Raw genomic sequence first — 13,723 nt, 5'->3', positions numbered from 1 at the left:
GCTTTTTTAACGTCCAAGAGATCGGGGTTTAAATTTACGTTTCGAATTTATAAAATAGACACCAGTTAATAGTATAACGGCAGCAATAATTGATTGTGTTGTTAAATTTTCGTCTAAAACAAACCAACCTAAAAACAAGGCAATCACCGGGTTTACATAGGTTGACGTCGATACTTTTTCTGGTGAAACTTCTTTTAGTAAATAATTAAACGCTGTAAAAGCGATAATACTACCAAAAATAATAAGCATAAGCATAGACCAAAGTACTGGCGTACTCCAAGTTGTTGGCGATGTCCACTCTTCCCCAAAACATACACTTGCTATGGCTAACATTACGCCACCAGAAAGCATTTGGTAGCCTGTGTTCACAAAAAAGTTTTTAGGAAGGTTTGCTTTACCTACAAATATACTGGCATAAGCCCAACTAATCATACATACAAAAATCATGATCATTCCTAAAATTTGTCCGTCTTTGCTAATTATTTGCTTCTGGCTCACTAATAGAAATATACCGATAAAGCCAAGTGCCACACCAATGTAAGACATGGCAGATATCTTTTTGCCTTGTAAAATGCGCATTAATATAAGTACAACAAGAGGTTGAGCAGAAACTTCTAAAGCAGTAAAACCACTATCTACAAACTTGAGCGCCCAAACTACAACGCCGTTGCCAAAAGCCAAAAATAAAAAACCTGCAATAATAGCATTTTTTAGTTGCGTTCTGGTGATGGAGAGATCTAGTTTTAAAATTTTAGCAATTATAAAAATAAGAATACTAGCCGTTATAAAACGCATGGAGCCTAACATAAATGGCGGCAATTCTGTTACCGCTATTTTATTAAGTAAATATGTGGATCCCCAAATAACATAAATAGCAAAAAATGCCAATAAAATAGTAATCGATTTACGTGAAACAGCCATTAAAAACCTTTTTAAAAAGAAATAATCCTCACAGTTTAACTGTTGAGGATTATTTTAAAATTTACTTTAAATAAAACGTGCTTAGCTCTTTAAAAAGAACTGGCTAACGAATAAAATTATATTTTCTTTACTCGAACGGCATTCATACCTTTTTGACCACGTTCAAGATCATAAGTTACTTTGTCGTTTTCTTCAATATCGTCTAATAAACCGCTAACATGAACAAAATATTTTTCTTGATTCACGCTATCGATAATAAAACCAAAACCTTTAGAATGATCAAAAAATGATACTTTACCTTCCTTAATTACTGGTTCTTCTTCAATACGGTCTTCCTTTTTAGGGATTCCCAATTCAATACTTTCGGCTTCAACTTTTTCACGCATAGCCGGGTCTGGCGGCGTATCGGTTAAATTTCCGTTAAAATCAACATAAGCAAACTGGATGCCTTGAGGGTTTTCTTTAGCCTCAGCCTTACGAGCGTCCTTTTTCTTTTGCTTTTCCTCTCTTTTCTTTAAGCGTTTTTTTTCTTTTTCAATTTTGTTAAATGTGACTTGCGATTTTGCCATAGTTTAAAATATCCTACTTTTTTTTGTAAATTAATAAGGGATAAAGATACGGCTTATTTTTATGATGTAATAATATTCAGTATATTAAAAATTAAGCGAGACAAAAATATTTTAAAACCATTGTATTTATTCAATCTTTCTGTGGTTCTCACAAGTCTCAGTCTTTATAATTAGGTTACCATTTAAGAAGTACAAATAATTAACATCTTTATCTACCACTTCCTAACTCATTTTCTGTTATAAACCCATCATTGTTACTATCTCGTTTGGTAAAATTCTCTTTTAATTTACCTTTTGCTTCTGTTTTAGAAATTTTGCCATCTTTATCGGCATCCATTCTATTCAACATATTCCTAAAATTAGGAGATTGATTGGTTTTATTATTATTTCTCGATTGTTTAGATGGTTCTATATTACCTTCCAATTTTGGAAAGCTCATTAAATCTTCAGCATAAAAAATAGTTCCAGTATAGTTTTTATTTAATTCCGCACTAGTTGCCGCTTCATCAATATTAGTAAAAGTAAAATGTGTAAGCACTAGGTTTTTAACTTTAGCCTCGTTTGCCATGCGAGAACTTTCATCTAAATTAACATGTGCATGCTCTTTATTACTACGAGCTTTACCATTTCCTTTTTTTGTATTTGTCTTTCCAAGCTCAAGACTTCCTCCCGAATCTATAATTAAATAATCGGCTTGTTTGGCTAGAATTGGTAAACTTTCGGAATATGATAAATCTCCCGAAATAACAATAGATGTTCCTCCGGCATCAAACCGATACGCCATAGTGGAAATAGTATGTTTTACAGGTGTGCAAGAGATACTTATTTCTCCAATAGAAAACGTTTCCCCTCCTTTTAATTCCTTAACGGAAAAATTAGAAGCAACATCATTAAAAGTGCGTTGTTTTTTAGAAAGACGATAAGCAATGTCCTCTTCGTAGTTTTTTAAAATACTATTAACTAAATCGTTAGTCGGTTTTGGCCCGATAACTTCAAAATCATTTCCGCTTAATAAAGTTTTTATAAAAATTGGAGTAAATTCCTCATTATGATCTAAATGATGGTGCGTAAAAAGTAACGCATTGAGGTCCTTGGTTTTAATGTGTAATTTTTCCAAATTAGCTTGTGCTCCATTCCCCATATCAACCAATATATTGGTGTTTTTATATGAAATTAACACAGAAGGTCCTGCCCGCTCGATATTATATTTTGGCGATCCAGAACCAATAATCGTTGCCGTTAATTGGTTTTGAGAATATGAAAATAATTGAAAACTTAAACAGAAAATTAAAGCAGCTATATACTTCGTCATCATTAAATATTTTCTATTAAGACCTTCAATTTTACAAAAGGTTTAAAATTCTGAATAAAAATAAATAATGTACTTATTAAACTAAGCTAAAAATTAATTAAACTAGATTGGTTTATTCCTCTGGTGGAAATCCATGAATTTGTTCGAAAACTTCATCAAAATTAGTACGTAAATAGGAGTTCAACTTTTTACGATAATCCCCTTTCAACCATTCTACAAAGTTAAATGTACTTTTACTAATACATTTAGTGTAACGCTGTATACGGAAGTCTATATCGTCTCCCAACATTTTAGCCAAGCCTAAAGCATCATAAACATCTTCACTATTTTCTATACAAATTTTAGCATGATGTTCGATAGAACGTTCTAAAACTACTTTTGAAGATTCGCCATTTCTAATAGAGCTTACATACGTTTTTTGAATATCGAAATACACATCTTTAGATTTAGCAAATTCGGCGCGTAAAGCATCCGGCATTTCATATCTAAAATTGCTTTCTAATTCATCATCACTTAAAATAGCATCTAAATAATAGTTTGGTGAACGGAAAATACGTTGCCAATCTAAATCTTCTCCCCAAGGGCCAAATCGATGGAAGTTATTACCTAAATCAATAACAGCAAAGCTCTTCTTATCTTTCAGAATACGAGAACCACGACCAATCATTTGGTAATAAAGTGTTAACGATTTTGTTGCACGGTTTAAAATAATACTTTCTACTGTAGGCTCATCAAAACCAGTGGTTAAAATACTAACCGAAGTTAAAATTGCTCCAGGCGTTTTCTTAAACCATTTCAAGATCATAGAACGCTCCTTTTTGGAGTTCGTATTATCTAAGTGAGCTACAGGGTAACCAGCGCGCCTAAAGGAATCGTAAACGTGCAAAGACGTATTAATACCATTATTAAAAATCAATGTTTTTTTACCTTTGCAACGTTCTTCATAAGCTTGTACTAACTTAGAAAGCATATCGGTTGCCGTATATAAATCTTCAGAAGATTTTACTGTATAATCACCATTGGCACCAACAACTAAAGACGTTAAACCTACATTATATGAAAACATATCGGCACGAGCCAAAAAGCCATTTTCTATAAGAGATTCAATACTTTCTCCAACAATTAACTCATCGTAATTATCGGTCATTGGTAATTCCATACTCGAACTTAAAGGTGTTGCTGTAACTCCTAAAATAAACGATTGGCTAAAGAATTTGAATAATTTTGTAAACGAGTTATAGTGTGCCTCATCAATAATAACTAAACCAATATCCGAGATATCAAGTTTGTCATCGTTCAAACGGTTGTTTAAGGTTTCAACCATAGCCACAAAACAGCTAAAATCGGCTTGATCGCTCAAATCGGCTTTACTATCAACCACTTTATTGTTTACACCAAACTCGGTAAGTACATTCGATGTCTGACGGCACAATTCAATACGGTGCGTCATTACTAACACCTTCTTTTTGTGCGTTTTTAAAAATTGTCGAACAATTTCAGAAAATATTACCGTTTTCCCACCTCCTGTTGGAAGCTGATATAGTAAATGATAATCGGCTGGAGATTCTTCAAAACTTGTAAAAATTTTGTCAATAGCACCTTTTTGGTAACTATATAAATCTTTCCCTGCTTTTCTTTCTTCTAATTCTGTTTTGGAAACGGACATGAAATATTCTTTAAAGTGGCTGCAAAAATAACACCTTTAAAGGGTTTTTACTGTATGTTCTTAGTGAAAATTTAAAATGAATTTTGATTTCTCAGTTTGAAGCAAATTTGAAAACTAATTTATACATTTACATTATCTAAATTTAAAGAACATGCAAATTAACGATAAGTCGGGAGATCAAAGCTATTTAGCAAACCCCAAACGATATGATACCATGACCTATAAAAGGTCTGGAAACAGTGGTGTTTTACTACCTGCTATTTCATTGGGTTTATGGCATAACTTTGGTTTTATTGATAATATTCAAAATGCTAGATCCGTTTTACGATGTGCATTCGATTTAGGAATTACACATTTTGATTTAGCCAATAACTACGGACCTCCTTATGGTTCTGCCGAAGAAAATTTTGGTACCATCTTTAAAAATGATTTTAAAAATTATAGAGATGAAATGTTTATTGCCACCAAAGCAGGTTACGATATGTGGCCTGGACCTTACGGGAATTTAGGTTCTAGAAAATACTTGATTTCTAGTATAGACCAAAGTTTAAAACGTATGAATTTGGATTATGTTGATGTTTTCTATCATCATCGTCCAGATCCTGATACACCTTTAGAGGAAACCATGGGAGCACTTGCCGATATTGTGAGACAAGGAAAAGCCTTATATGTTGGTATTTCTAATTATCAGCCAGCAGAAACACAACGTGCTGCTGAGTTATTGCGCGAATATAATGTACCTTTTATTTTACACCAAGCGAGGTATTCTATGTTAGATCGTTGGGTTGAAGATGGCCTTTTAGATACCTTAGAAGATAATGGCGTGGGTTGCATTACCTTTTCACCATTGGCACAAGGTATGCTTACCGATAAATATCTACATGGTATTCCTAAAGATTCGAGAGCGGCAAAGGATTTAACGTATTTAAACACAGAAACCGTAAACGAGAATATTGAAAAGATAAAGAAACTTGCTGAAATTGCTGAATCTCGCGGGCAAAAACTATCACAAATGGCTATTGCTTGGATTTTAAGACAAAAGCAAGTGGCGTCGGTATTAATTGGTGCGAGTTCTACAAATCAATTAAAAGAAAATGTAAAGGCTTTAGATAATTTAGAATTTACTGAGGAAGAATTAAAACGTATTGAAGAGGTGCTTTCTTAAAGGGAAGACCATACAATTTAAATAAAAAAGTTATTGTTGTTCTGGGTGAAACTAATCCTTAACCACCACAACAGTAACTTTCACTCCTTTTTCTAATGCCCATACTTTACTAGCTATAACAGCGCCTGTATCATCTACAATACGATATTCAGCAGTATTTGGTCCAGAAGCTCCTGTATTGATGGCAAAAAAATCAATTTTATTAGAGCCCTCCAATAATTTTAGCGTAAAACCACTAAAACCTCTGGTTAAATATACATTAGACCTTATAACATCTCCATTTACATAGACACGCAATAAATCACCATCAACAGCACTATAATCCCTATATTTAACTTGTATAGATAAAGATTTTGTATGGTAATCTCCCCAAAATGCATCTTCTTTTAATCCAGCATTTTCACCATAACCATCGGGTAATACTGCTTTAGCTTGTCGGTCTAGATTTTTGGCGTATAATTCTCCAGGGTTTCCAAACTCTTCTTCAGGAAACATAGATAATTGTCTTTTTGGAGTACTTAAATCTATTGAAACTCTTGGAGCATTCATACCACTTAAAGGATCACTCTTTGCTTCAATAGGTGTTGAAGGTTTTGGAATTTCCGCTTTTAAAGAATCATTTTCCCTTTCAATAACAGGGAATGGCGTAGACTTATTTCTACTATCTATTTGGGCAAAACTAGAGATAGTGAAAAATAAAAGTATAAAAAATGAATAATAAAACTTCATTGGTTGTTCGGTGTCTTTTAATTATAATAGGCAACAAATTTGCTATAATTATGTTTCAAAGATAAATGTTATCATTTAAATCGCAATTATACCCGTTTCTATTTAGGAAAAAATTAATACAATAACCGTTCCTAAAATATATCAACGTTTATAATCACATGATTATTAGTGACAAATTATTATATTTCATTTAAATGAACACTTCTTCTAATAAGGAAAATTGAATTTATGAGAATGCTAAACGGCTTATAATATTCTTTGTAAGAATAAATTATATAAAACAACTACATCTGTATAATACATTTTATGGGCATAATTTGTCTTCAATATAATTTTCATAAAAACTTGATGCGAAAAAAATAAGCCTATCTCGCTAAGTTAATAGATTCTCTTTTAGACCATAAATAACCTTCGGCAGACATACCTTCAATATAAAGTTTTATACTATCTGAATCATAATTTGGAACTTTAAAAGTTAATTCTCCTTTATCATTAGGTGTAATATTTGGTATCCAATGAATAGTTCCAAATTTTAAGAACGTATCTGAGCTAGTATTTTTATAATTAGGCTTATAATATTCTTTAGGAACTGAAAATCCAAATATATTATCAATAGTGTGATATTCATCATCGGTAGTACTCACGCCACCTCCGTTTCTGGTAAATATTTTGATGGTTCCAGCTGGTGAATCCCCAGGATTTGGCATGCGACTAATATACATATCTTCAACATCCAAAGCTCTAAGACCTACTAATGTTCTAAAATCATCAAACAGTGGCATGTTATCCACATAAATAGACGGTACTGGATTCCCAGGCACTATTCGTTTGGTACGAATAACCACATTATCAAATGTAGTAACAACATCAAATCCATTTTTTCTAATTATACTTGCTAAAGTCTCATTTTGAAAATCAGATTCGGCTAAATTAATATATTTGGCCCCATGCATGGATATTAATGGCTTGTTTTTAGGTGTCTTATTTTTAGCGCGAGCTTTTAATAATACAGTATCTAAAAGCGTAGACGCTATGAGATTATTAAATGTTTTTTCCGTTTGTTGATTGCGTAATTTATTTTTGGGATAAGTACTTAAATCTTCTAAGTTATCTTTAATACCTTTTGGAAATATATTAACGTATAAAAATGGTTTTGTTAATTTCCCGTTTTTATTTTTTAAACTAAAATTAACACTTGTATCATCCGCTAAAAATAAATTTTCAAAACTAAAAGTTGAATTTTCAATAACGGCTGATTCATGAATTTGATTTGCCGAAGAAGACAACACCATCAAATCTCCTGTTTTTTGTTTGTAATTATTAAGACTTCCCTTTATTTGAAATCCTGTTTCAAATGCATAATTAGCTCTTGGCTGATCTTTAAAGATATTATCCCAATTATACCTACTCCATCCTTGGTTTAATAATAACAAATCTAAATCATATAGCGTCTTGTGATCAATATCACTGAAATAATAATACGGCTTTTCTATATGGCCTTTAATATATGGAGCTAATAAAAATGATACCATTATCGTAGACTGATTCTTGTAGGATTCATTAGACGCTGGCAAAACTGATACACTAAAGCTCGGATTAATTTCTGTTTTAATATTTGTTTTAAGTTTTACCGTGCTCGAATCTTTTTGTGTTACTACACTTGCAACTTCAATGTCTTTAATTGGAGTTTTTAAATTATTAAATATTAATCTTTCTGCTATAGGTTTATAATTTTCATTAACTAAAGTGAGTATATTTATACCTGGTAACAATTCTGGCTTTTTTACATTTAGAAAATAGTTTAGTTTACCTTCTTCAAAATCAATTTTTAATTTTATGATCTGGCTGTCTCTATGTATCAATAAATAGTAAGGTTTACCTATTAAATCATTAATAGTAAATGGGTTGGTTTCCAAAGCAATAATTACATTGTTACCATTGGTAACCGCAACTTTAAAAGAGATACCTTTTTTCTCAATCAATCCAACTGGTTTGCTAATGGTTTTACCGTTTGTCATAGTAACATTAACAGTGTAATTATTGTTTTCTTTAGCATTTAGCACAAATTTCCCTAACCCAAATTGATTGCTTTTAAAAGTTGTAATTATATTTTTGTTTTTATCAAAAACAGTTCCTTCGCTAATTACAACACCATTCCCCTGTTCATCGAGTAATTTAAAACCAATAGTATTGTTTACATTTTCAACAATATGACCACCTTCGGGCAAAAACTGTAAATCATATTTATTTTCACTTACTACGTTTTTAGTGTCTTCTTCTCCTTTGCCCATAATTTCAATTATTTGAACATGAGACAAGTCTTCTTTAAAATTTTTCATCCAATTCGTGGTGGTCTTCACGTAATAAATCCCAGGAGTGAATTTCTTGTCAATTAAAAAATTTCCATTCACATAACCATTTGAGGCATAGAGAAGTTTTGAAGTTATTATACTGCCGGTTTCATTAAAAATACTGACATATATATTAGTGGTGCTTTCGTAAGGTGTTTGATATTTATTATTATTATAAATATAACTTTTAAACCAAATTTCTTCACCTTCAAAAAATATTGACTTATTTAAGTGCGTAAATATTGTTTCTCGTTCTAATTCAAAATATTTATTATATTTTTTTATTAGATCCTCAGAAGATTTAATTTGAGAAAAAACTGTTGAAGAAAAATTAAGAAATATTAGGAGTAAAAGAAAGTGTTTTTTCATAATATTGATTTGCGAAATTACTTATACAAATTTAGAAAAAAATATAAGTTAAGGTGAGAACATTTAAGCTTAAATCGTTTCAGTCCATTAATTTTTTCCATTTGAGAAGGGGTTAAATTATATTTTAATAGAATTATGGATTAAATAATTATTTTAATACGGTAATTTAAAGAACGGTATACTGGGAATAATAATTGATGTCTAGAAACGCTATTACATTATTTTTTTTAATTGATTTATGTTCTATTTACTGTAAAACTAAACAGCGTTATAATATCTCTAAGACCCCATTAACAGCAGGCAATACAATAATTTTAACATTAATATGGTAACCAGTAGTTCCCTTTTAAAAAAGATGAATTTTTAAATAACTTTAAAGATAAAAAAGCCCATTTTCAACAAGAAACTCTCGTTAGAATCTGATTTAAAACACTTTAAACTTCCATACTGTTTATTCGAACAACTAGTGCAATCTTGTTTTTCAGCAATTATCTTCTTTTTATGGTATCGTTTTTGTGTGTCTTGATTTCATATTAACATTTAAATTTTAACATTTATGAGACATTCAAAAGAAGTACCAGAAGTTAATGCGGGTTCTATGGCCGACATTGCATTTTTACTACTTATTTTCTTTTTAGTAACAGCAACTATTTCCTCCGATGCAGGAATTAATCGCGTTTTGCCAGCCGAGTGCCCAACTGGAGATTGTGAAAGCTTAAAACATGAGCGCAACATTTTACGCATTGTTATTAATAATAACGATGAAATTATGGTTGAAAATGAAAAAGTAGCTCTAGCCAATTTAAAAGAGGCTACAAAAGTCTTTTTGGATAATAATGGAGACGCTACTTGTTTGTATTGCAACGGTAATAAATTCCCAAATGCTTCTGATAACCCGAAAGATGCCGTAGTTTCTCTTCAAAACGGAAAACAAACTACTTACAAGCAATTTGTGGCTGTTCAAAATGAATTATCGAAAGCTTATTATGAATTAAGGAGTAATTATGCTGCCAATGTTCTAAAAAAGTCGGTTGATAATCTATCCAAAGCAGATTTACAGAAAGTAAAAAATGCTTACCCGTTTATTCTATCGGAAGCTGAAACCAAATAGAATTAAAACAAGTTAGATATTGAGTTATTTTGCGGCAACAGAATAACTCAATATTATTTTATTAATAATTTAATAACGTAATTAACGCCTCTTCAAATCTATTTTTAGGCAAATATTGATCTTCTAAATCTTTTATAAATGGAATGGGTGTGTCCATACTAGCCACTCGTTTTACTGGAGCATCTAAACTCTCAAAACAATGTTCCATAATTTCTGCTGAAATATCACTAGCAATCCCACCAAATAAGGAGTCTTCTTGAAGAATAATTACTTTTCCTGTCTTTTTTACTGAATTAAAAATAGTTTCTAAATCTAAGGGCTGTAGTGTTCTTAAATCTATCACATCTGCTGAAATATTGGGATTGTTATTTAAAGTTTCTAAAGCCCAATGTACAGCAGCTCCATAACTAACAATTGTAATTTCGGTACCGGTTTTTATTAATGCAGCTTCTCCTAATGGGAGCGTATAATAATCTACAGGAACTTCTTGCCGAAGACTTCTATACAAGCCTTTATGCTCGTAAAACAGCACCGGATTGGGATCGTTAATAGCAGAAGTTAATAAACCTTTAGCATCAAAAGGAAAAGCTGGATATACCACTTTTAAACCTGGAGTTTTTGTAAACCAAGCCTCGTTAGTTTGCGAATGGAATGGTCCTGCACCAACATCTCCGCCACATGGCATTCTAATAACCACATCGGCATTTTGATTCCATCGATAGTAAGATTTAGCCAATAAGTTTACCACAGGGTTAAAGCCTGAACTCACAAAATCTGCAAATTGCATTTCAACAATACTTTTAATTCCTGCAATCGATAATCCATAAGCCGTTTCAATTATAGCAGATTCGCAAATGGGTGTATTCCTTATTCTATCTTTTCCAAAGGCTTCAATAAAACCTTGAGTTATTTTAAATGCGCCACCGTATTCTGCTATATCTTGCCCCATAATAACCAAATCCCCATAACGCTGCATACTTTGTTTTAAACCATCGGAAATAGCATCGATAAAACGAATTTCTTTTGAATTACCACTTGATTTAATTGACTCATTTTTAACTATTTGAAAAACATCATTTATTTCATTATCTACACTTGGAATAATTTTATCTTCATTAAAAGCAATATCTAAATGTTCATTAATTTCATTTAAAATTTCATCTTTTAATCGTTTGTTTTCTTCTTCATCTAAAATATTATTTTCTTTTAAAAACGATTCAAAATTATGGATAGGGTCTTTTTTCGACCAAGATTCTAGAAGTTTATTAGGAACATATTTAGTACCACTTGCCTCTTCATGACCGCGTACTCTAAAGGTTTTAAATTCTATTAAAATAGGTCGAGGATTATTCCGAACGCTTTCAGCAATTTCATTCACTTTAGTATAAACTTCAACTATATTATTCCCATCAATAATATGCGATTCTATGCCATAACCTTGTCCGCGATCGGCAATATTAACACAATTATATTGTTCATTTGTTGGCGTAGATAAACCATACCCGTTATTTTCAACACAAAATAAAACGGGTAACTGCCAAACGGAGGCCACATTTAAAGCTTCATGAAAATCACCTTCGCTTGTACCACCTTCACCAGTAAAAACAACTGTAACTTCTTTTTTATCTTTTAGTTTAGAAGCTAATGCAATACCATCGGCAACACCTAATTGCGGACCTAAATGCGAAATCATTCCAATTATTTTATACTCCTGTGTGCCAAAATGAAAAGAGCGGTCTCGACCTTTAGTAAAACCAGATAATTTGCCTTGCCATTGCGCAAATAAACGCCTTAACGGAATATTCCTCGTAGTAAAAACCCCTAAGTTTCGGTGCATTGGTAGTATATATTCATTTGGCTTTAATGCCATTGTTACACCTACCGATATGGCTTCTTGGCCAATACCCGAAAACCATTTACTAATTTTACCTTGGCGTAATAAAACGAGCATCTTCTCTTCTATAAGTCTAGTTTTCAGCATGTTTTTATATAATGCTAGCAAAAGAGAATGATCCAGATTGTGTTCTTGATAATTGATGTGGCTAGAAGTCATAAAAGAATCCGTTTAGTCTATCAAATATAGTCTAATTAGCCAAATTATGAATATGAAATAGAGATTACAAAACTCCCCAATGTTTTTGTACATTTGTATTACATAGATTAAAATTACTTAATAATGAATATTATACCTAGCGTTAATTTAAAAGATTTTACTTCGGGCGATAGCACCAAAAAACAACAATTTGTTGATGCCATTGGTAAAGCATATGAAGAGATTGGATTTGTAGCATTGAAAGGTCACTTTCTAAATGATGCTCTAGTCGAAAATTTATATCAAGAAGTAAAGAACTTTTTTGAGTTACCAACTGAAACTAAACGGAAATACGAAATCCCTGGAATTGGTGGTCAACGTGGTTATGTTTCTTTTGGAAAAGAAAGTGCTAAAGGTAAAAAAGAAGGTGATTTAAAAGAATTTTGGCATTTTGGACAATATGTAGATGATAATGACGAGCTCAAAGCTGAATATCCAGAAAACGTTACCGTTAAAGAGCTGCCTAATTTTAATAAGATAGGCGAAGAAACCTATAGAATGTTAGAGAAAACGGCTAAATATGTGCTACGTGCATTAGCTTTACACCTTAACCTAGAAGAGACTTATTTTGATGATTATATACACAACGGAAATTCTATTTTACGCCCAATACATTATCCTCCAATTAATGAAGAGCCTAAAGAAGCTGTTCGTGCCGCTGCACATGGTGACATTAATTTAATCACACTGTTAATGGGAGCACAAGGTCGCGGTTTACAAGTACAAAATCACGAAGGTGAATGGATTGATGCCATTGCAGAAGATGATGAATTAATGATTAATGTTGGTGATATGCTATCGCGACACACAAATAATAAATTAAAATCAACAATACACCGTGTTGTAAACCCTCCAAAAGAACTTTGGGGTACATCACGTTATTCTATTCCGTTTTTTATGCACCCTGTAAGTGCCATGAAATTAGATGTTTTAGAAGGTTGCATAGATAAAAACAATCCTAAACAATTTGATGATATTACAGCCGGAGAATTTTTAAACGAACGCTTAATTGAATTAGGACTGAAGAAAAAGTAAAAGACCTTAGTTGTAGTTTTTAGTTGAAAAACAAATGAATGCGACTTATACTGCCACCCAAAAATAAAATATGGATTTACAAGACCAATTAAAAAACCTCTTTCCAGAACATATTGAAGAAGAAACTCCCGAAAGTGAGCAGAAAACTTCTGATATTTGGATGCAAGATGATCCTATTCTTTGCAAATACGAAAAGCGAAAAGGTAAGCCAATAACCATTTTAGAAGGCTATACTGGAGCTACAGAAGATTTTAAAATTTTAGCTAAAGAAATTAAAACAAAACTTAGTGTTGGTGGAAGTTTTAAGGACGATAAAATAATTATTCAAGGCGATTACAGAGATAAAATTATGGCTATGTTAAAAGAAAAAGGATTTAATGTAAAACGCGTTGGAGGATAACTT

General features: G+C 31.9%; 11 protein-coding genes. 4 read left to right on the top strand and 7 right to left on the bottom strand.

All coding sequences use genetic code 11. The annotated features are described in order from the left end of the window. Window positions 1–6: 6 nt before the first annotated feature. From GQR97_RS14525 to GQR97_RS14510, 4 genes are all read right to left on the bottom strand, one after another. Entirely contained in the window at window positions 7–921 is a 915-nt protein-coding gene (locus tag GQR97_RS14525) for an EamA family transporter (protein ID WP_158849652.1), read from the bottom strand. A 116-nt stretch (window positions 922–1,037) separates the two neighbouring features. Beyond that, window positions 1,038–1,490, bottom strand: a complete 453-nt coding sequence (locus GQR97_RS14520) for a cold-shock protein (RefSeq protein WP_158849650.1) — start codon at window positions 1,488–1,490, stop codon at window positions 1,038–1,040. 208 nt (window positions 1,491–1,698) lie between these two features. Then, on the bottom strand, window positions 1,699–2,805 hold the full coding sequence (locus GQR97_RS14515) for an MBL fold metallo-hydrolase (RefSeq protein WP_158849648.1): 1,107 nt from the start codon (window positions 2,803–2,805) through the stop codon (window positions 1,699–1,701). Window positions 2,806–2,914: 109 nt separating this feature from the next. After that, window positions 2,915–4,468 (bottom strand): DEAD/DEAH box helicase, encoded by a 1,554-nt coding sequence (locus GQR97_RS14510; protein ID WP_158849646.1) that lies wholly within the window; start codon window positions 4,466–4,468, stop codon window positions 2,915–2,917. Window positions 4,469–4,619: 151 nt separating this feature from the next. On the opposite strand from GQR97_RS14510, the gene mgrA reads away from it, so the two are divergent. After that, on the top strand, window positions 4,620–5,633 hold the full coding sequence (gene mgrA / locus GQR97_RS14505; protein WP_158849643.1) for an L-glyceraldehyde 3-phosphate reductase: 1,014 nt from the start codon (window positions 4,620–4,622) through the stop codon (window positions 5,631–5,633). Window positions 5,634–5,684: 51 nt separating this feature from the next. On the opposite strand, the gene GQR97_RS14500 is transcribed toward mgrA, so the two are convergent. Then, window positions 5,685–6,362, bottom strand: coding sequence for a hypothetical protein (locus GQR97_RS14500; protein ID WP_158849641.1), 678 nt, complete (start codon window positions 6,360–6,362; stop codon window positions 5,685–5,687). 365 nt (window positions 6,363–6,727) lie between these two features. Further along, window positions 6,728–9,082 (bottom strand): hypothetical protein, encoded by a 2,355-nt coding sequence (locus GQR97_RS14495; protein WP_158849639.1) that lies wholly within the window; start codon window positions 9,080–9,082, stop codon window positions 6,728–6,730. A 556-nt stretch (window positions 9,083–9,638) separates the two neighbouring features. Between GQR97_RS14495 and GQR97_RS14490 the strand changes: the two genes are divergently transcribed. Then, window positions 9,639–10,193: an ExbD/TolR family protein gene (locus GQR97_RS14490; RefSeq protein ID WP_158849637.1), complete on the top strand. Its 555-nt coding sequence runs from the start codon at window positions 9,639–9,641 to the stop codon at window positions 10,191–10,193. Window positions 10,194–10,254: 61 nt separating this feature from the next. Here GQR97_RS14490 and GQR97_RS14485 read toward each other — a convergent pair whose 3' ends face one another. Further along, on the bottom strand, window positions 10,255–12,246 hold the full coding sequence (locus tag GQR97_RS14485; protein WP_158849635.1) for a thiamine pyrophosphate-dependent enzyme: 1,992 nt from the start codon (window positions 12,244–12,246) through the stop codon (window positions 10,255–10,257). Window positions 12,247–12,369: 123 nt separating this feature from the next. On the opposite strand from GQR97_RS14485, the gene GQR97_RS14480 reads away from it, so the two are divergent. Next, a complete protein-coding gene (locus GQR97_RS14480) occupies window positions 12,370–13,320 on the top strand; it encodes an isopenicillin N synthase family dioxygenase (RefSeq protein WP_158849633.1) in 951 nt (316 codons plus the stop codon). A gap of 70 nt (window positions 13,321–13,390) precedes the next feature. Beyond that, window positions 13,391–13,720 (top strand): translation initiation factor, encoded by a 330-nt coding sequence (locus tag GQR97_RS14475; RefSeq protein ID WP_158849631.1) that lies wholly within the window; start codon window positions 13,391–13,393, stop codon window positions 13,718–13,720. The last annotated feature ends 3 nt before the right edge of the window (window positions 13,721–13,723 follow it).

It is taken from the genome of Algibacter sp. L1A34 (assembly GCF_009796805.1).
Taxonomy (GTDB): domain Bacteria; phylum Bacteroidota; class Bacteroidia; order Flavobacteriales; family Flavobacteriaceae; genus Algibacter.
This window is presented reverse-complemented; position numbering and strand designations above follow the sequence as displayed.